Source organism: Brevundimonas sp. AVps31 (assembly GCF_058681355.1).
In genome coordinates, this window is sequence record NZ_CM178736.1 from 720,624 (window position 1) to 740,107 (window position 19,484).

A 19,484-nucleotide genomic window follows, 5' to 3' on the forward strand; every position below is an offset into this window, starting at 1 on the left:
TCAGAACCCCGCCTGCAGCGACAGATAGAGACCGCGCTGGTCCTCGAACGTCGCGATCGACCCCAGATCGGTCCAGGCGGCCGTGACCGACAGATGCTTGTTCACCGCATAAGCCGCATAGACGTCGAACCAGTCGTCCTCGCGAGCGAAGGACAGGTTGTCCGGCTTGGTCCGGTACTCGGCCCCGACCACCAGATTGCGGCTCAGCAGCCAGCCGACGGAGCCTTCGAACTGCGGCTCGATCTCGTCATTGGCGTCCCCGCCGAAGCCCAGCAGGCCGGTCTGGTTCGCCTTCGTCCAGCGCACCGTGCCGTTGACCAGCACGCTCTGCGCGAGGAACAATTTGGTGGCGGCGATGTAGAGGTCGGTCCCATGGTCCTCGACGCCGCCGACGGCCTTGATCACCGCCCCCTGATCGTTGGACTTGTATTGGGCCCCGACCGCGATCTGCGGCGTCCAGGTGTCCTGATCATAGACCGCGTCCCCCATCAGCCGGACCTTCACCCCGACCACGTCCTGGGTGAAGGTGAAGCCCGAGCCGAGGCCCAGCAGGGCGCCCGTGCGGCCGGTGTCGAACGCCTGACGGGCGACCGACAGCTCGACCCGGTCCCACAGGCCGACGGCGGCGCCCACGCTGCGAAACTCATAGTCGGGCAGGTCCACCAGCGTCGCATGGACGTTGCCGCCGATGCCGTCTTCCGCGCCATAGCCGGTCGTCGTGGCCCAGGTCGCCAGACCGCCGCCGCCCGAGCCCTCGAGGGTAGAGACCCCGCCCGTCAGCAGCAGCTTGCCGCCGCTGCGCGAGTCCGGAATCCGGTCGATGAGGGATTGGGCCGACGCCGCGGAGGCCGTGCTCAGCAACGCACAGCTCGCGAGCGCCGCCACGGCGGGCGTCCGGATGGAAGGCATGGAATATCCCCGAGAGTCCCGGCCATACTTCACGGGTCCGGTTAATCCTCGCTAAAGCCCGGCGATTTTCCCAGCATAATCAAAGGTTGTGCGGCAATCATCTTCAGCTTGCACTGTTGGACTTTACCCGGTTTTCATCTGTCGGGTTCAGGGTCCGCGGTGATGAAAGTCGTTGTCGCGTTCCTGTCCGCCTTCCTGTTCTCCGGAGTCGCCCACGCCGGCCCCCTGACCGTCAGCGTGCGCGACGGCGCCGGACGGCCCGTCGCCAATGCGGTGGCGACCGTCTATCCGGCCTCCGGCCTGCCGCGCGGGCCCATCCGCTTCGCGTGGCCGCTGCGCATGTCGCAGGAGAATATCGACTTCAATCCCGAGGTTCTGATCGTCCCGGTCGGCGGCACGGTCAGCTTCCCCAACCTCGATCGCGTGCGCCATCAGGTCTATTCCTTCTCGCGCGGCAACCGCTTCGAGGTGCCGCTGTACAGCCGGGGCGAAGCCCCGACCCGCACCTTCTCCACCGTCGGCGTCGCCGCCCTGGGCTGCAACATCCACGATGAGATGGTGGCCTGGATCAAGGTCGTCGACACGCCCTGGGCCGCCAAAACCAACGCCCAGGGCAATCTGGTCCTGACCGGCATCCCGGCCGGCGGCGCGACCCTGAAGATCTGGCATCCGCGTCTGGCCGGTCGCGGCAATGAGATCAGCCACACCCTGACCATCGGCGCCGGCGCCATGAGCCGCACCGTCACCGGCGACTTCAGCGCGCGGTCCGCCCGGTGAACTGGCGCGACCTCCCGCGCCGACTGACGAGGTTCCGCTCGCTGCGGACGCGCCTGACCGTGCTCTATATGGGGCTCTTCGGTCTGACCCTTCTGCTGACCGCCATCGCGGTGGTCAGCGCCGTCTCCGGCAGCGCGCGCCGGATGGTGCGCGACGAACTCGGCGCCTCGGGCGCGGTCTACGCCCAGATCTGGGCCTCCCGTTCGGCCCAGTTGAAACAGGGCGCCGCCATGCTGGCGCAGGACTACGGATTCCGCGAGGCGGTCGCCACAGGCGACGAGGCCACCGTCCGCTCCGCCCTGGACAATCTACGCGCCCGGCAGGGCGCCGACGGCGCCCTCATCCTGGGCGTTGACGGGTACGCCAGCGCCACCGGCGTCGCCGTCGACGAGGCCACCCTCGACATCCTGTTCAGGGGACTGGACAGCGGTCAGGTCGAAACCGGGGTCATCCGGATCGGCGACCAGACCTATCAGGCCGTCGCCGCCCCGATCCGGGCGCCGGTCCTGATCGGCTGGGTGGTCTTCACCGACACCCTCGACGCCGCCCAGATGCGCAATCTGGAGCAGCTGTCCGCCATCCCCCTGTCCGCCCAGGTGCTGCCCCGCGGCCAGGCGCCCTGGATCAGCGCGGCGGATCTGAAAGACGCCGATCAGCGCCCCATCCTGGCCGACACGCCGCAGGGCCGCTCGATGGTTCTGGCCCGCCCCCTGCCCAGCTTCGACACCGCCACACCCGCCTCGCTGGTCCTGACCTATCCGCTGACCCGGGCGATGAAGCCCTACCAGACCCTGTTCCTGTGGCTGGGCGGGATCGCCGTCATCGGTCTGGGGATCCTGATGACCGGCACATGGGTGCTGTCACGCGACCTGACCCGCCCGCTCACCGCCCTGGACGACGCCGTTCATCGCGCCCGTCAGGGCGATTACGTCGAGGCCCCGGTCGACTCGCAGGACGAGATCGGCCGTCTCGCCACCAGCTTCAACGCCATGGTCGGCGACCTGCGCGACCGGGAAAATCGCCTCACCCACATGGCCCTGCACGATCAGGAGACCGGCCTGCCCAACCGTCTGGCGCTGGAGCGTCTGGCGGGCTCGGAGGAAGGCCTCTGGGTCATTCTGGTCGCCATTGACCGCTTCGAGGTGGTCCGCAACGCCATCGGCTACGATGCGATGGCCCGGCTCGTCGCCGCCGTCGGCGAGCGCCTGTCCCACCTGTCGGACGGGGCTTCCATCTCCCGCGCCAGCGCCGCCGTTCTGGGTCTGGTGGTCGTCGCCGACGACGAGGCCGCCGCCCTGGTCATCGGCGAGCGGCTGTCGGCCTGCGCCGAACATCCGTTCACGGTCTCCGGCGCCCCGGTCGACATCACCCTCAGCGCGGGCGTCGCCCGTCGCGGCGAAGCGGGCGCCACCCTGACCTCGCCGGTCGATCGCGCCGCCATCGCCGTCGCGCGCGCCCGCCAGCTCCACCGCCCGGCCGCCGGTTTCGACGAGGCGGCCTATGGCGATCCGGCCGGCAATCTGTCGCTGATCTCCGAACTGATGGCCGCGCTCGACAACGGCGAGTTCTCGCTGGCCTATCAGCCAAAATACGATTTCCGCGCCGAGGCCATCACGGGCGTTGAGGCGCTCGCCCGCTGGACCCACCCGCGCCGCGGCTTTGTTCCGCCGGACCTGTTCGTCGGCATGGCCGAGGAGACCGGCCACATCCGCCCGCTGACCGAATGGGTCGTGCGTCAGGCCATCATCGACCAGAAGGCCATGGCCGCCGCCGGACATCAGGTCATGGTCTCGGTCAACATCTCGGGCCGCCTGCTGTCCGACGACAGCTTCACCGACTTCGCTCTCGAACAGATCGCCGCCTCGGGCGCGCGCCTCTGCTTCGAAATCACCGAGACGGCGGTCATGCACGACCCCGAACGGGCGCTGGCCGTCATCGCCCGCCTGTCCGACGCGGGCGTCTGCATCTCGCTGGACGACTACGGCTCGGGCCTGTCGTCGCTGGGCTATCTCAAGCGCATCCGCGCCGATGAGCTGAAGATCGACAAGAGCTTCGTCATGGACATGGACCAGTCGTCGCGTGACGCCCTGCTGGTGAAGTCGACCATCGACCTGGCGCACGGCCTGGGCCTCAGGATCACCGCCGAGGGGGTCGAGACCCCGACCGCCCTGGCCCTGCTGCGCGGCATGGGCTGCGACATGGCGCAGGGCTATCTGATCGGCCGGCCGAAGCCCTTGGCCGCCCTGATCGAGCGGATGGACAGCCCTGCCGCCGAAAGCAGCGTCGCCGCCGCCTGACGGCCCCCGGCTCAGGCCGCCGCCACGGCCTTCATCGTCACCGCGGTGTCCGCCAGTCGCCCGGCGTCGACCGGGGTCTGTTTGCCGATCATCATCCGCCCGGCCATGAACTCGGCGGGCGCATTGACGGCCTCGACACAGACGATCCGGTCCCCGGCCAGATGGAAGACGGCGAAGGCGCCCGCCTCCACATCACCGCGCACCACCTGACGGTCGGCCTCGCCCGGCAGGCCCGCGATCTGCAGCTTGACCTCGTACTGGTCCGACCAGAACCACGGCACTTCCGGGGTGGGCGCGGTGCGGCCGACGATGGCCGAGGCCGCCTGTTTGGCCTGCTCCAGCGCATTGGGCACGCTCTCCAGCCGGTGCATTGCCCCGCCGTGAACCGGCACCGGCCGATAGGTCACATCGCCGATGGCGAAGATCGACGGATCCGAGGTCCGCGCCTCCTGATCCACCACCACCCCGTTCAGGCAGGCCAGTCCGGCCGCCCGCGCCAGATGCTCGCTCGCCAGCGCCCCGACGCCGACCAGCACCGCATCCGCCGCGATCAGTCGTCCGTCGCCCAGCCGGACGCCGCCGTCCTCGAAGGCCGTCACCTCCGCCGAGGTCAGGATCTCGACCCCGTGTTTGCGGTGATGTTCGGTGAAGAAGGCCGACAGGGTTTCCGAGGCGACGCGGGCCAGGACCCGGTCCATCCGCTCAATGACCACCGCATCCGCGCCCAGCGCCCGCGCCGAGGCCGCCGCTTCCAGACCCACATAGCCGCCGCCGACCACCGCCAGCCGCCGGCCCGGCCCCAGCGCGGCCTTCAGCCGTTCGGCGTCCGCCAGCGTCCGCAATTCCAGCAGGTCCGGCCGGTCCGCGCCCGGAACGGCCAGCCGCCGCGCCGTCGATCCCGTCGCCAGGATCAGCACGTCATAGGCTTCGACCGTCCCGTCCGCGAAGGTCACCGTCTTCGCCGCCGGATCGACCGCCGTCGCCGTCACCCCCGTCCGCAGGTCGATATCCTGTTCGACATAGAAGCTCTCGGGGCGCAGCAGCAGCGCCTCCAGATCGGCTTCGCCCTTCAGCCACGCCTTCGACAGCGGCGGGCGTTGATAGGGCGGCGCGGTTTCCTCGCCCGCCAGCACAATCGGACCTTCATGCCCGTACTGCCGCAACAGCGCCGCCGCCGTGCCGCCCGCGTGTCCCGCGCCGATGATCAGAACCTTCGTCATGTTTCGCAAGTAGTGTGATCCTCGCGTTTCCGCCAAGAGGGTCCTGCGAAGGGTCCCTGCCTTGTCGGACCGGCCCTGCCGTGCAAACGTCGTTAGCTCAACTATTCCCGGGGGAATAAAGAAATGCTGGTCCGGTCCCTTATCGCCGCCACCGCCGCCCTGATGCTCATTGCGCCGACCGCGCAGGCGCAGGACACCTCGGCCACCGCCACCTATGGATCGATCCGTCTGGGCTCGGCCTTCTCGGGCGATCCCCGCAGCGTCAGCCTCACGGCGGGCGGCAACATCGACGCCTCCAACCTCGGCTCGGGCTGCCGCGGCTCCATCGCCCGCGCCCCGGACTATGAGCTGACCTATGACGCCGGTTCGCTGCCGCTCTACATCTATGTGAATTCGTCGGCGGACACGACGCTGGTGGTCAACGGCCCGAACGGCCAGTGGTCGTGCGACGACGACTCCAACGGCGACAGCAATCCGATGCTGCACTGGAGCAATCCGGCGGCGGGCACCTATGACATCTGGGTCGGCACCTACGGCGGCGGCACCGCCTCGGCGACCCTGAACATTTCCGAACTCGGCAGCGGCGGCAGCGCCGCCCCGACCAGCAGCGGTTCGCCCGACACCAGCCTGACCGCCACCTTTGGCGAGGTGAACCTGGCCAACGGCTTCATGCCCGATCCGCACCGCGTGTCCCTGACCGCGGGCGGCATGCTCGCGGCGTCCAACGTCTCGTCGGAATGCCAGGGCTCGATCGCCGCCGCGCCGGACTATCAGATCAGCTATTCGGCCGGCGCCCGTCCGCTGGCCATCCGCACCGAGGCCGGGACGGACACCACCCTGGTGGTCAACGGGCCTGACGGCCAATGGTACTGCGACGACGACTCGGGCGGCGGCACCAACGCCCAGGTCTATTTCGCCAAGCCCGCGTCGGGCACCTACGACATCTGGGTCGGCACCTACGGCGGCGGCACCCAGCCCGCCACCCTGCTCATTACCGAAGTGCCGTAAGGCCGACCCTTCCGGATTTCGGAACCGCTGGCGGGCGTCGGGGATTGACCCTGACGCCCGCAATGCTTTCCAGCTTGACCGTCACATGGTGTTTCAGAGCCATGCGGAACGGTTGGCTATGCGGGCGGAAGCGGCCAAAGACCCTTCATCCCGACGGGTTCATTGAGTGAAGGAGCACGAATGGCGGCCCTTGTGCTGTTCGGCGGTGGCGGCGACCTCGCCATGCGGATGCTTCTGCCTTCGCTCTATTTCCTCGAACACGACGGCCTGCTGCCCGACGATCTGAAGATCATCGGCGCCGCCCGCTCCGACGAAAGCCGTGACGAATACGTCGGCAAGGTCCGCGCCTCTGTCGAAGGCAAGGCGAAGGCGGACCACGCCTGGTCCGATGAGGCCTGGGCCCGCATGGAGGCCCGCCTCGACTACCTGCCCGTCGACGCCACTAGCGCCGACAGCCTCAAGCCGCTGAAGGACAGGTGCGGCGATGGCGAGGTCACCTCCTTCCTCGCCGTCTCTCCCTCCCTCTACGCCCGCATCGTCACCGCCATGAAGGCCGCCGGCCTGGCCGGGCGGAACTGCCGCGTGGTGCTGGAGAAGCCGGTCGGCCGCGACCTGAAGAGCTTCCGCGAGATCGACGACGCCGTGGGGCAGGCCTTCCGCGAGGATCAGGTCTTCCGCATCGACCATTACCTCGGCAAGGAGACGGTCCAGAACCTGATCGCCCTGCGCTTCGGCAACACCGTGTTCGAGCCGCTGTGGAACAACCTGTCGATCGACCACGTCCAGATCACCATCGGCGAGACGGTCGGCGTCGGCGACCGCTGGCCCTATTACGACGAATACGGCGCCCTGCGGGACATGCTGCAGAACCACATGCTCCAGCTGCTCTGCCTCGTCGCCATGGAGCCGCCGTCCGACCTCGATCCGGATTCGGTCCGCAACGAGAAGGTCAAGGTGCTCCGCTCCCTGCGCCCCATCACCCACGAGGAGGCCGAGCGCGTCACCGTGCGCGGCCAGTACGTCGCGGGCGAGAGCGAGGGCCAGCCGGTCAAGGGCTATGATGAGGAGCGGGGTCTGGACTCCGACACCGAAACCTTCGTCGCCATCCGCGCCGACATCGACAACTGGCGCTGGGCGGGCGTGCCCTTCTTCATGCGGACCGGCAAACGCCTGCCCGAGAAGCGCACCGAGATCGTCATCCAGTTCAAGCCCCTGCCGCACTCCATCTTCGACCGCGACGACCGCGGCGACGTGCAGGCCAATCGCATGATCATCGAGCTGCAGCCCGAGGAAGACATCTCCCTGACGGTGATGAACAAACGTCCCGGCCTCGACCAGCGCATGCAGCTTCAGCCGATCAAGATGAGCCTGTCCTGGGGCGTGGGCGGCCAAGGAACGAAAAATGGGGGCGACAAACCGCCCCGTCGCCGGATCGCCTATGAGCGCCTGCTGCTGGACGCCCTGCACGGCGACAACACCCTGTTCGTCCGTCGCGACGAGGCCGAAGCCGCCTGGAAATGGGTCGACGAGGTCTCCGAGGCCTGGGCCGACGGCGGGGTCAAGCCGCAGGAATACGTGGCCGGAGCCTGGGGGCCCGACGGCTCGGACATGCTGCTGGCGCGCACGGGCCGGGAATGGAATTCCAGTGATGCCTGAGATTGAAACCTTCTCTGACGGCGCCGCCTGGGCCGACGCCTGCGCCGCGCGCCTGACCGACACCCTCGCCGCCGCCCTCGCCGACACCGGCAAGGCGGTCTTCGCGGGCGCGGGCGGATCGACGCCCGCGCCGATCTACCGCCTGCTGGCGACCGCCGACCTCGACTGGTCGAACATCGCCGTGACCCTGGTGGACGAGCGGTACGTGCCCGAGAGCTCGCCGGACTCCAACGCGGCCCTGATGAAGCGCACCCTGCTGACCGGTCCGGCCGCCGCCGCCCGCTTCATCCCCCTCTATACGCCCGAGGTCACCGTCGACCGCGCCGCCATCGTCGCCACCCATGCGCTGGCCGCCGAAGGCGGACATCTGGACTCGGTCCTTCTCGGCATGGGGGAGGATGGCCATATCTGTTCCATGTTCCCGCACAGCCCGACCCTGAAGACCCTGCTCACCCCGACCCTGCCGCCGACCGTTCTGGGCGTGCCCCCCGGCCGCGACGGCGCGGCGCCCAGCCTGGAGCGCCTGTCGATCAACCTGCCGTATCTGATGCAGGCCCGCCGCGTGATCCTGGCCCTGACCGGCAAGCAGAAGCGCGCCGTGTTCGAGCGTGAAGCCGCGGGCGATCCCGCGATCCACCCCATCGCCGCCCTGATCGCGGCCAACGTCCCGCTCGAAGTCCTGTGGGTGGAGACCGTCTGATGGCCAAGCTGCATCCCGTCGTGGCTGAGGTCACCGCCCGCATCGTGGCGCGTTCGCAAGCCACCCGCACCGACTACCTGCGCCGCATGGACGCCGCCCGTGACAGCGGCGTCGGTCGCTCCAAACTGTCCTGCGCCAACTGGGCCCACGCCTTCGCCGGCGCCCCCATCAAGGACAAGCTGAACGCCATGTCGGGCAGCCAGCCCAATGTCGGCGTCGTCACCGCCTTCAACGACATGCTCTCGGCCCACCAGCCGTTCGAGCGCTTTCCGCAGATCATTCGCGACGCGGTGCGCGAGGTGAACGCCACGGCCCAGGTCGCCGGCGGCACGCCCGCCATGTGCGACGGCGTCACCCAGGGCCGCCCGGGCATGGAGCTGTCGCTGTTCAGCCGCGACGTCATCGCCATGTCCACCGGCGTGGCCCTGACCCACGACGCCTTCGACGCCGCCATGATGCTGGGCGTCTGCGACAAGATCGTCCCCGGCCTGTTCATCGGCGCCCTGGCCTTCGGCCACCTGCCGGTGATCTTCGCCCCCGCCGGCCCCATGCCCTCGGGCATCCCCAATGCCGAAAAGGCCCGCGTCCGCGCCCTCTACGCCCAGAACCAGGTCGACCGTCAGACCCTGCTGGACAGCGAGATCGGCAGCTACCACTCGCCCGGCACCTGCACCTTCTACGGCACCGCCAACTCCAACCAGATGATGATGGAGCTGGGCGGGCTGCACATGCCCTCGACCGCCTTCGTCCACCCGGAGACCGGCCTGCGCGACGCCCTGACCGCCGCCGCCGCCAAACGCGCGGTGGAGCTGGCCCGCGCGGGTGAATGCCGCATGGCCGACGTCATCTCCGAGAAGTCGGTGGTGAACATGATCGTGGCCCTGCTGGCCACCGGCGGCTCGACCAACCACGCCATCCATCTGGTCGCCATGGCGCGCGCCGCGGGCGTGCTGATTGACTGGACCGACATGGACCAGCTGTCGTCCGCCACCCCCCTGCTGGCCCGCGTCTATCCCAACGGCTCGGCCGATGTGAACGCCTTCCAGGCCGCCGGCGGCGTCGCCTTCGTGACCCGCGAACTGGCCGAGCACGGCCACATCCACTCCGATGTCGTCACCGTCATGGGCCAGGGGATTGAGCCCTATTTCCAGGAACCGTCCATGGTCGACGGCGAACTGGTCTGGCGCGACGGCGTCTCCGAAAGCCTCGACCGCGACATCCTGCGGCCCGCCTCTGACCCGTTCCAGAAGGACGGCGGCCTGCGCCTCGTGAAGGGCGACCTCGGCCGCGCCGTGATCAAGGTCTCGGCGGTCAAGCCCGAGAACCGCATCGTCGAGGCCCCCGCCGCCGTCTTCGAATCCCAGGAAGAGGCCCTTCAGGCCTTCAAGGACGGCAAGCTGAACCGCGACGTGGTTCTGGTCCTGCGCTTCCAGGGCCCGCGCGCCAACGGCATGCCCGAGCTGCACAGCCTCTCCCCCGCCCTGAGCGTGCTTCAGGACAAGGGCTTCAAGGTCGCCTTCGTCACCGACGGGCGCATGTCCGGCGCCAGCGGCAAGACGCCCGCCGCCATCCACGTCAGCCCCGAAGCCCTCGCGGGCGGCCCCTTGGCCCACATCCGCGACGGCGACATCATCCGTCTCGACGCCGAGGCCGGGGTGCTGACCACCGTCGGCGTCAGCGACCTGACCGCCCGCCCCGCCGCCCACCGCACCGAGGCCCATGCCACCGGCTCCGCCTGGGGCTATGGTCGCGAGCTGTTCGGCGCCTTCCGCCATGTGGTCTCGACCGCCGAGGAAGGGGCGTCCGTCTGCTTCGCCGTGCCCCCGGGTGCGCGGATCAGCGAGGACACCCCGCCCGATCCGAACATCGTCGACCGCGCCGTCGACGCCTGACACACAAGAACAAGCCGCCGCGCGGCAAGGGATTTGAGGACACGCCATGACCGTCAACTGGGACAAGACCCTGCTCGTCGGAGACGTCGGCGGCACCAACGCCCGCTTCGCCATCGCCCACATGGTCAACGGCAAGCCGGTGCTGGAGCATCATGAGAGCTTTCCGGCCGAGACCTATCCGACCTTCCTGGAAGGCGTGAAGGCCTTCATCGACGGCTGCGAGGTCAAGCCGACCGGCGGCGTCATCGCCGTGGCCGGCCCCGTCACCGACGGCGAGATCGACCTGACCAACTCGCCCTGGCGCGTGTCGGAAACCGAGCTCGGCACGCTGGGCCTCAAGCCCGTGCGCCTGATCAATGATTTCGAGGCCCTGGCCTGGGGCGCGCCCGTCGTGCCGCAGGATCAGCTCGCCTCGCTGGGCGGCCCGGAGGAGGGCGACCCCCATGCCGCCATCGCCGTGCTCGGGCCGGGCACCGGTTTCGGCGTCTCGGCCCTCGTGCGGGACGTGCGCGGCAATGAGCTGGCCATGCCCTCCGAGGGCGGCCACGCCTGCTTCGCCCCCGGCGACGCGGTCGAGGACGAGATCCTGCGCATCCTGCGCCGCCGCTACGACCGCGTCTCGATCGAGCGCCTGATCTGCGGCCCCGGCCTTCTTAACATGCACAGGGCGCTGGCCGAGATCGACGGTCGCGAGACCCATATCGACGACCCGGCCCAGGTCACCGCCGAGGCGATGGAGAATCCCAACAGCCACTGCGGCGCGACCCTCGCCCGCTTCTGCGCCGTCCTCGGCGCCGTCGCGGGAGACATCGCCCTCACCACCGGCTCGCGCGGCGGCGTCTATATCGCCGGCGGCATCGCCCCGCGCATCCTGCCCTTCCTCAAGACCAGCCCCTTCCGCGAGCGGTTCGAGCGCAAGGGCCGCTTCAAGGACTATATGGCCGAGATCCCCACCCATGTGATCCTGCACAAGCACGCGGCCCTGCTCGGCGCCGCGCGCGTGGCCTTCGCGGCCGAACGCTGATGTGAAGAGAGTTCACGCATCGCTCACGTCGGCGTGAACCTTTTTCCGTCCCGCTGGTTTGATCGGTCCCAGGAAGTGAACAAAAGGGACTGTTCAAATGCGTAAACTGATCATCGCCGCCACCGCTGTCGTCGCCTTCGCCGGCCTCGCCGCCTGTGGCGAAAGCGCCGCCGACAAGACCGCCGAAGCCCAGGCTGACCAGCTGGAAGCCCAGGCCGCCGCGACCCCGAACGAGGCCGAAGAAAAGGCCCTGAACACCCAGGCTGACCGTATCGAGCAACAGGCGGGCAACGCCGACGGCGGCATGACCACCCAGAACTCGCCGAGCACCACCCCGTCGGGCGAAATGACCACCCCGCCGGCCGCTCCGGCCCAGTAAGCCCTTCGTCTCCGGACGAATGAAGAAGGCCCCGCCGCTCTCGCGACGGGGCCTTTTGCTTGGGCTGAAGAAGGGTGATTGGTGACTGGTGGCCACTGGCCAGTGGCTGGAGATTTACGCGCCTGAACTTTCTCCAGGCCGCCCCATCACCAATCACCCACTCGCCACTCAGTCGACGCAGATCGTCGGCTCCGCCTTGCCGTTCTCGACCGTCGTGTAGCAGCCGAAGCGGCTGCTGCTCCGCTGGCAGGTTCCGACCGCATTGGCGCCCGCGTTCGGCGCGCCGGCGACGTCCTCGATCCGGCAATCGCCCTGACAGTCGGAGCCGGTCGTGCAGCGCTGGCCCGCGTCCGTATAGGTCAGGACGCAGCGCACCGACTGCATCCGCCCCTGCGGCAGCATCTTGCCCCCCGCGCGGTCGCACAGGGCGGCGTCGGTGGTCCCGGCGGCGCTGACCTGCGTCGGCTGCGGCGCGGGGGTGGCGGACGCGTCGGTCGCGGGCATCGGCTGGCAGGCGGCGGCGAACAGGGCCGCGGCCGCGATGATCAGGCGCTTCATGTCACTTGTCCTTTTTCAAAGCCGGTCCAGACATCGTCGTAGTCCAGCTGCATCGTCGGGGAGGTTTGCGCCCATTCCGTGGTCCGGATGGGCATCCGGGTCTCGAACATGAAGGCGAGGGTGTTCTCGATCTTCACGGGTTTCAGGTCTGCGGCGACGGCCTTGTCATACGACGCCTGATCCGGCCCGTGGCCGCTCATGCAGTTGTGCAGGCTGGCGCCGCCGGGGGCGAAACCGCCCTCCTTGGCGTCATACTCGCCGGTCACCAGCCCCATGAACTCGCTCATGACGTTCCGGTGGAACCACGGCGGACGGAAGGTGTCCTCGGCCACCATCCAGCGCGGCGGGAAGATCACGAAGTCACAGTTGGCCGTCCCCGGCGTGTCCGACGGGCTGGTCAGCACCGTGAAGATCGACGGGTCCGGGTGGTCGAAGCTGACCGTCCCGATCGTGTTGAACCGGGCCGTATCGTATTTGCAGGGGGCGTAGTTGCCGTGCCATCCGACCACGTCCAGCGGACTGTGATCGAAGGTGGTCACATACAGGCGCCCGCCGAATTTCTGCACGCACTCGGTCGGGCGGTCCACGTCCTCGAAGGCCGCGACCGGCGTCTGGAAATCGCGCGGATTGGCCAGGCCGTTCGAGCCGATCGGGCCCAGGTCCGGCAGGCGGAAGGCCGCGCCGTAGTTCTCGCACACATAGCCGCGCACCGGCCCGGACACCTCGACCCGGAACCGCACGCCGCGCGGGATGACCACGATCTCGCCGGGCTTCGCATCAATCCGGCCCATCTCGGTGATGAAGGCCTGCTCCCCCTGCTGCGGCACGATCAACAGCTCGCCGTCGGCGCAATAGAAGACCCGGTCCGTCATCGAGCGGTTGGCGGCGTACAGGTGGATGCCGACGCCGACCTGCGCCTCCGCATCCCCGGTCCCGCCATAGGTCACCAGCCCCTCGACCCAGTCGGTCGGCTCGCTCGGCATCGGCAGCGGGTCCCACCGCATCCGGTTCGGCGACGGCGGCGCCTCATGGAAGGGCCCGGACCGCACCAGCTTCTGCGGGAAGGGCTTGTAGGCCGGATGCTGGGCCGAGGGCCGCAGGCGGTACAGCCAAGACCGCCGGTTCTCGCTCCGCGGCGCCGTGAACGCCGTCCCCGACAGCTGCTCGGCATACAGCCCCATCGGCGTCCGCTGCGGCGAGTTCCGCCCCTCGGGCAGCGCCCCGGGCACGGCCTCGGTCGCGAAATGATTGCCGAAGCCGCTGAGATACTGAGGCGCGTTGGCTCGCGTCATGTGATCGGTCTCCCTTGCGGGAGGTTTAGCGGGGTGGGGGGCGGCGGACTACCCCTGCTCACTCCCCGAGGACGTCCCATCGAAGTTTGAGGAGAACCGGCATACCCGCCGCGGAACGTCCATCGGCCAGCCGCGGCGCGTGCCGGAAATGCTCCGCCGCCTCAAAGGCCGTCATTCCCAGCTCCGGATAGGCCGTCGAGATCTCGGTGATCCGGCAATCGTCCAGCCGCCCGTCTGCCTTCACGATGCAGCGCAAGGTAACCGCACCGCGCGGCTGGTAGTCGGTCCGCGTGGGATTGCGCACGCCCTCAGGCGTCATCTGGTCGCCGGTAGGCGTTTCCACCCAGTCGGGTCGAATGATGACCCCGTCCACGACCTGCGGATCCTGAAGGGCGGCAACGAGGGCGAGGGCGGCGATCAGCATGACCGCCACCGTGTCAGAACCCCTGCGCCCGCGCCATCCTCTCTTGGTGGAACCCCGCATCGCCCAGCAGTTCGTTCAGCACCCGCACCCGCTTCATGAACAGGCCGACGTCGTACTCATCCGTCATGCCGACGCCGCCATGCATCTGCACCGCCTCCTGCACCGCCAACTCGGCGACGCGCCCGGCCTTGGCCTTGGCCACCGACACCGCCAGCGCCGCGTTCGGCTTGCCGGAGTCCAGCGCCTGCAGGGCGCCGATGGTCGCCGCACGGGCGATCTCGATCTCGCTGTACAGATGGGCCGCCCGGTGCTGCAGCGCCTGGAACTCGCCGATCAGCTTGCCGAACTGCTTGCGGGTCCGCAGGTATTCCAGCGTGGTCTGGAAGGCCTGATCCCCGGCCCCGTTCAGCGACGCCGCCGCACAGGCCCGGCCCAGGTTCAGAGCGCCGTCCAGCAGGCCTTCGCCGCCGTCCACCGTCCCGATCACAGCGTCCGCATCGACCTCGACATCGGTCAGGGTCACCCGCGCCGCATTGTGCGCATCGACCATCACCGTGCGCTCGATCTCCACGCCCTTCGTCTTCGGATCGACCAAGAACAGGGTCAGGCCGGTCTCGGTCAGGGCCGCCACGATCAGGACGTCGGCGACGTGGCCGTCCAGGACAAAGCCCTTGGCTCCGTTCAGTCTGAAGCCATTGCCGGCCCGCTCGGCCACGGTGGCGATCTTCGCGGGCGCATGCTTGGCGCCCTCGTCCACGGCCAGCGACACGATGGCTTCGCCCGCCGCGATCCGGGGCAGCCAGGCCGCCTGCTGATCGGCCGAGCCGCCGTCCACCAGCACCCTGGCCGACAGCACGCCCGAGCCCATGAAGGGCGACGGCGTCAGGGTCCGCCCCAGCGCCTCGGCCACCACGCCCGCCTCGACGGCGCCCAGGCCCGACCCGCCGTGTTCCTCGGGGATGATCACCCCCGCGAAGCCCATCTCGCCGAACGCCTTCCACAGCTCGCGCGACACCCCGTCGGCGTCGCGGCTGTCGCGCAGCTTGCGCAGGTGGGCGAGGGGCGCGTGCTCGCTCAGAAAGCCGTCGGCGGCCTCCTTCAGCATCGTCTGCTCTTCGGTCAGGATCAGCGGCATGGGCTCAGGCTCCCGGCAGTTGCAGCAGGTGTTTGGCGATGATGTTCAGCTGCACCTCGCTGGTGCCGCCTTCGATCGAGTTGGCTTTGGTGCGAAGCCAGTCGCGGGCGACCGTGCCGTTGCGCGACCGCTCACCCTCCCACTCCAGCGCCTCCGACCCGCCCGCCGCCATCAGCAGTTCGTGGCGGCGCTTGTTCAGCTCTGAACCGTAGTATTTCAGCATCGAGGCGATGGCCGGATGGGCCTGTCGCGCCTTCATCTGGTCGCCGGCCCGCTCCATCGCCAGCCGGAAGGCGGCGGCGTCGACGTCCAGTTCGGCGATCCGCGCGCGCAGCATCAGGTCGTCCAGACGGCCCTCTTCGTCGCTGCCGATCGAGTCCGTCGCCACCTGACCCAGCGGCCGCCCGCCGCCCGCCTCGCCGATGGCGCCGATCATCGTCCGCTCATGGGCCAGCAGCGCCTTGGCCACGTCCCAGCCGCGGTTCAGCGTCCCGATCAGGTTCTCCTTCTCGACGCGCACGTCGTCAAAAAAGGTCTCGCAGAACGGGCTCTTGCCGCTGATCAGGGTGATCGGCTTGGTCGTCACGCCGGGCGTCGCCATGTCGAACAGCACGAAGGAGATGCCCAGATGCTTGGGCGCCGTCGGATCGGTCCGCACCAGACAGAAGATCCAGTCGGCCTTGTCCGCATAGGAGGTCCAGACCTTCTGGCCGTTCACGATCCAATGGTCGCCCCGGTCCTCGGCCTTGGTCTGGACGTTGGCCAGATCCGACCCGGCGCCCGGCTCGGAATAGCCCTGGCACCAGCGGATTTCGCCGCGCACGATCTCGGGCAGGAAGCGCTTCTTCTGCTCCTCGGTGCCGAACTGCAGCAGCGCCGGCCCCAGCATCCAGATGCCGAAGCTCGACAGCGCCATCTGGGCGTCGATGCGGCGCAGTTCGGAGGCCAGCACCTTGGCCTCCTCGCGGCTCAGCCCGCCGCCGCCGTATTCCTTCGGCCACTCCGGCGCGGTCCAGCCGCGCGCGCCCATCCGCTCCATCCAGAGCTTGTGGGCCGGGGTCTTGTAGCTGGCGTTGCGCCCGCCCCAGACCCGGTCTTCCTCGTTATCCAGCGGCCCGCGCACTTCCGGCGGACAGTTTTCTTCCAGCCACGCGCGCACATCGGCGCGGAACGCTTCCAGATCAGCCATTTTCCAACCCTCGTCTGCCGGTTTTCCGGACTGTTGGACGAAGGTTAGCAGCGATAAGTCTCGTTTGACCACGCTGACGTCGCGGCAACGCTCGAAGGTGTGATCGCGTTACCGGATCGGAGGACTCCCATGACCTATCTGACCCGCGCGGTTTTCGCCGCCGCCAGCCTGCTTCTGATGCTGCTGGCCATCGGCCTTGTCGTTCTCGGCCTGCGCGAGGCGGCGGGCGCCTTCGTCTCCTCCAGCGAAAGCTCGGCCGACGCCATCCTCGACACCCTCGGCTATGTGATCGTCGCCATCGCGGTCTTCGACGTCGCCAAATATCTGTTCGAGGATGAGGTCCGGCGCGGCTCCGAGCGGCGCAGCGCGTCCGAGGCCCGGCGCAGCCTGACCAAATTCCTCTCGACCATCATCATCGCCCTCTTCCTCGAAGGCCTGGTCATGGTCTTCAAGACCGCGCGCGAGGACATCACCCAAATGCTCTACTCGACCGCCCTGCTTCTGGCCGCGGTTCTGGTCCTCGTCGGTCTCGGCGTCTTCCAGCGCCTGTCCGCCACGGTCGAGGAAAAGGTCGGCGACGACGATGACGCGGAAGAGGCCGAAGAGGCGGGCAAGCCCGCGCCACGGCCCCGCGCGAAACGCTGACCGTGCCTCCGGCGAGAGGCGGGTCGCCTACCCCTTGGTCGGCAGGAAGGGCGAGAAGGTGATGACGGTGAAGGTGTCGCGGATGTGCGGGCGGGTCTGCACCGACTTGGTCACGAACGTCCCGATGTCCATGTCCTTCGGCAGCTGGAACTTGGCCAGCAGGTCGTACTGGCCCGAGGTCGAATAGACCTCCGAGACGTATTCGACATTGTCCACCATGTCGGCGGCCACGTCGTTGGCGTGACCCAGCTCGCATTTGATGAAGACGAAGATGGCGGTCATCATGGCGGCGGTTCCGGACAAGCAGCAGGGATTGGGGACTAGGGATTAGGGATTAGGTCGATGTTCGTCCATGGGGCAGGCTGCCTCTTGCGCTAATCCCCAATCCCTAGTCCCTAATCCCTCCCATGGATCTCGAAGCCGAGTACAACAATCGCGCCCGCGTCCCCGACCACATGGCCGCCATGGGCCAGTGGAAGGCCGCCGCCGAGGCCGCCCGCGCCGCCCATCCGCCCGAGACGATCGCCTACGGTCCCGGCCCGCGCGAGGTGATGGACCTGTTCTCCGCCGGACCGGACGCCCCCATCGTCGTCTTCCTGCACGGCGGCTACTGGCAGGCACTGGACAAGGACTGGTTCAGCGGCCTCGCCCCCGCCTTCCTCGGACACGGCGTCAGCCTCGCCGTCCCGTCCTACGACCTCGCCCCGACCGTCCGGCTCGGGGCCATCCTGAAACAGGTCCGCGCCGCCGTGGACCTGATCCGCGCCCGCAACGGCGGCCAGCGTCCCGTCGTCTTCGGCCACTCCGCCGGCGGGCATATGGCGGCCTGCATGCTCAGCGAGGCCCGCGCCTCCGCCGCCGTGGCCATCAGCGGCGTCTTCGACCTGCGCCCCCTGATCGACACCTCGATCAATGACGCCCTGGGCCTTGACGCCCCCACCGCCGCCGCCCTGTCCCCCATCTTCTGGCCCATCCCCAACGGCTCCACCCCCGGCGGCACGATCCTCGACTGCCTCGTCGGCGGCGACGAAAGCCCCGAGTTCCTGCGCCAGTCGAAGATGATGGCCGACCACTGGGGGAACAACGGCGTCGAGACCCGCTACGAAGCCCTGCCGGGGCTGAACCACTTCACCGTGCTGGAACCCTTGCTGGACGCGGACAGCGCGATGGTGAAGCGGGTGGTTGATCTGGCGAAGGACTGAAAAGCCCAAGCCCTTGTCATCCCCGACGAGCGCAGCGAGATCGGGGACCGCACGCTCCCCCTCTTTCCCCTCCCGGACGCTGCGGCAGCAGCGAGCCGGGAGACGGGCGGCGACCGCTCCATGCCTGACCCTTCTCCCGGATAATCGCGCCGCGATTTCCGGGAGGGCTCATCAGAGGGCCACGAGCGTCCCCGATCTCCGCTTCGCTTCGTCGGGGATGACAAGCCCCGAGCCCCCGAAACAATAAGTTCCGCCCCCCGGTCCTTTCGCTTCACGCGCTCACCGGGATACACAGGACCGCGACACCGGAAAGACTGACCCCATGCGCCACGACCGCCTCACCGTCCTCACCGCCCTCGAAGCGCAGGGCGTGGCCCCCGTCTTCTACAACCCCGATCCCGAGGTCTGCCTGAACGTCATCCGCGCCTGTTCGCGCGGCGGGGCCAAGGCGATCGAGTTCACCAACCGGGGCGACTTCGCCGTCGACCTGTTCGGCGACATCGCCCGCGAGCTGCAGAAGACCGATCCGGACATCATCCTCGGCATCGGCTCGGTGATCGATGCGGGCACGGCCAGCCTCTATCTGAACCGCGGCGCGCGCTTCATCGTCAGCCCCTGCCTCGTCCCCGATGTCGCCAAGGTCTGCAACCGGCGCATGACGGCCTACTTCCCCGGCTGCGGCTCGGTCACCGAGATCGGCCAGGCTCACGAACTGGGCTGCGAGATCGTCAAACTCTTCCCCGGCGCATCCGTCGGCGGCGTGGACTTCGTCAAGGCGGTGCTCGGCCCCATGCCCTGGACCAAGATCATGCCCACCGGCGGCGTCGACCCCGACGAGGCCTCCATCGCCAAATGGTTCGGCAGCGGCATCGTCGCCGCCGGCATGGGCTCCAAACTCATCACCGACGCCGCCGTGAAGTCGGCCGACTGGGCTGGCATCGAGGCGCAGGTTCGCAAGACGGTGGACGCGATCGCGGCGTTCCGGGCGAAGTAGGCACAACCCCTCCACCCTGCTTCGCCTGCGGCTCGCATGGTCCCCCTCCCCACCTTCGGTGGAGAGGTGAGCGCGCGATTCACCTCTCCACGCAGTGGGGAGGTGGCGCGGCGCGCCTTCGCGCCGTGACGGAGGGGTCTACCTCTCCACGCAGTGGGGAAGTGGCTCGACGGCGCAGCCGAC

The 19,484-nt window shown here is 68.7% G+C and carries 19 protein-coding genes; 11 read left to right on the forward strand and 8 right to left on the reverse strand.

Features of this window, described 5'->3' with window-relative positions; genetic code table 11:
- A complete protein-coding gene (locus ACW174_RS03395; protein ID WP_492016295.1) occupies window positions 1–909 on the reverse strand; it encodes a DUF3034 family protein in 909 nt (302 codons plus the stop codon).
- A 162-nt stretch (window positions 910–1,071) separates the two neighbouring features.
- On the opposite strand from ACW174_RS03395, the gene ACW174_RS03400 reads away from it, so the two are divergent.
- Together ACW174_RS03400 and ACW174_RS03405 are read left to right on the forward strand one after the other, a co-directional pair.
- Window positions 1,072–1,686 (forward strand): cupredoxin domain-containing protein, encoded by a 615-nt coding sequence (locus tag ACW174_RS03400; protein WP_492016296.1) that lies wholly within the window; start codon window positions 1,072–1,074, stop codon window positions 1,684–1,686.
- Window positions 1,687–1,754: 68 nt separating this feature from the next.
- A complete protein-coding gene (locus ACW174_RS03405; protein ID WP_492016297.1) occupies window positions 1,755–3,983 on the forward strand; it encodes a putative bifunctional diguanylate cyclase/phosphodiesterase in 2,229 nt (742 codons plus the stop codon).
- An 11-nt stretch (window positions 3,984–3,994) separates the two neighbouring features.
- On the opposite strand, the gene ACW174_RS03410 is transcribed toward ACW174_RS03405, so the two are convergent.
- Entirely contained in the window at window positions 3,995–5,203 is a 1,209-nt protein-coding gene (locus tag ACW174_RS03410) for an NAD(P)/FAD-dependent oxidoreductase (protein ID WP_492016298.1), read from the reverse strand.
- A gap of 123 nt (window positions 5,204–5,326) precedes the next feature.
- Here ACW174_RS03410 and ACW174_RS03415 point away from each other — a divergent pair, with 123 nt between their 5' ends.
- The 6 genes from ACW174_RS03415 (at window position 5,327) to ACW174_RS03440 (ending at window position 11,862) form a co-directional block, all read left to right on the forward strand.
- Complete coding sequence (locus ACW174_RS03415) at window positions 5,327–6,211, forward strand: pre-peptidase C-terminal domain-containing protein (protein ID WP_492016299.1); 885 nt, start codon at window positions 5,327–5,329, stop codon at window positions 6,209–6,211.
- 180 nt (window positions 6,212–6,391) lie between these two features.
- A complete protein-coding gene (zwf, locus tag ACW174_RS03420) occupies window positions 6,392–7,867 on the forward strand; it encodes a glucose-6-phosphate dehydrogenase (protein ID WP_492016300.1) in 1,476 nt (491 codons plus the stop codon).
- Window positions 7,860–8,567, forward strand: coding sequence for a 6-phosphogluconolactonase (gene pgl / locus ACW174_RS03425; protein WP_492016301.1), 708 nt, complete (start codon window positions 7,860–7,862; stop codon window positions 8,565–8,567). The genes zwf and pgl overlap by 8 nt, the downstream gene beginning before the upstream one ends.
- Window positions 8,567–10,459 (forward strand): phosphogluconate dehydratase, encoded by a 1,893-nt coding sequence (gene edd, locus ACW174_RS03430; protein WP_492016302.1) that lies wholly within the window; start codon window positions 8,567–8,569, stop codon window positions 10,457–10,459. Before pgl ends, edd begins: the two co-directional genes overlap by 1 nt.
- Before the next feature lie 46 nt (window positions 10,460–10,505).
- On the forward strand, window positions 10,506–11,483 hold the full coding sequence (glk, locus tag ACW174_RS03435; protein WP_492016303.1) for a glucokinase: 978 nt from the start codon (window positions 10,506–10,508) through the stop codon (window positions 11,481–11,483).
- Between the two features lie 97 nt (window positions 11,484–11,580).
- Entirely contained in the window at window positions 11,581–11,862 is a 282-nt protein-coding gene (locus ACW174_RS03440) for a hypothetical protein (protein WP_492016304.1), read from the forward strand.
- Window positions 11,863–12,030: 168 nt separating this feature from the next.
- Here the strand turns inward: ACW174_RS03440 and ACW174_RS03445 are convergent, their stop codons facing one another.
- The 5 genes from ACW174_RS03445 to ACW174_RS03465 are packed head-to-tail and all read right to left on the reverse strand — an operon-like array spanning window position 12,031 to window position 16,460.
- Entirely contained in the window at window positions 12,031–12,420 is a 390-nt protein-coding gene (locus ACW174_RS03445; RefSeq protein WP_492016305.1) for a hypothetical protein, read from the reverse strand.
- A complete protein-coding gene (gene hmgA, locus ACW174_RS03450; protein WP_492016306.1) occupies window positions 12,417–13,712 on the reverse strand; it encodes a homogentisate 1,2-dioxygenase in 1,296 nt (431 codons plus the stop codon). The genes ACW174_RS03445 and hmgA overlap by 4 nt, the downstream gene beginning before the upstream one ends.
- A gap of 58 nt (window positions 13,713–13,770) precedes the next feature.
- Entirely contained in the window at window positions 13,771–14,136 is a 366-nt protein-coding gene (locus ACW174_RS03455; protein ID WP_492016307.1) for a TonB family protein, read from the reverse strand.
- Between the two features lie 13 nt (window positions 14,137–14,149).
- Window positions 14,150–15,271 (reverse strand): acyl-CoA dehydrogenase family protein, encoded by a 1,122-nt coding sequence (locus ACW174_RS03460; protein WP_492016308.1) that lies wholly within the window; start codon window positions 15,269–15,271, stop codon window positions 14,150–14,152.
- Between the two features lie 4 nt (window positions 15,272–15,275).
- Window positions 15,276–16,460: an acyl-CoA dehydrogenase family protein gene (locus ACW174_RS03465; protein WP_492016309.1), complete on the reverse strand. Its 1,185-nt coding sequence runs from the start codon at window positions 16,458–16,460 to the stop codon at window positions 15,276–15,278.
- Window positions 16,461–16,589: 129 nt separating this feature from the next.
- On the opposite strand from ACW174_RS03465, the gene ACW174_RS03470 reads away from it, so the two are divergent.
- Window positions 16,590–17,105 carry a GNAT family acetyltransferase gene (locus ACW174_RS03470; protein WP_492016310.1) on the forward strand — a complete coding sequence of 172 codons (516 nt, stop codon included), beginning with the start codon at window positions 16,590–16,592 and terminating at the stop codon, window positions 17,103–17,105.
- A gap of 27 nt (window positions 17,106–17,132) precedes the next feature.
- Here the strand turns inward: ACW174_RS03470 and ACW174_RS03475 are convergent, their stop codons facing one another.
- Entirely contained in the window at window positions 17,133–17,390 is a 258-nt protein-coding gene (locus ACW174_RS03475; RefSeq protein ID WP_492016311.1) for an Lrp/AsnC ligand binding domain-containing protein, read from the reverse strand.
- 122 nt (window positions 17,391–17,512) lie between these two features.
- Between ACW174_RS03475 and ACW174_RS03480 the strand changes: the two genes are divergently transcribed.
- Entirely contained in the window at window positions 17,513–18,307 is a 795-nt protein-coding gene (locus tag ACW174_RS03480; protein WP_492016312.1) for an alpha/beta hydrolase, read from the forward strand.
- A 322-nt stretch (window positions 18,308–18,629) separates the two neighbouring features.
- On the forward strand, window positions 18,630–19,301 hold the full coding sequence (locus ACW174_RS03485; protein ID WP_492016313.1) for a bifunctional 4-hydroxy-2-oxoglutarate aldolase/2-dehydro-3-deoxy-phosphogluconate aldolase: 672 nt from the start codon (window positions 18,630–18,632) through the stop codon (window positions 19,299–19,301).
- Window positions 19,302–19,484 lie beyond the last annotated feature (183 nt).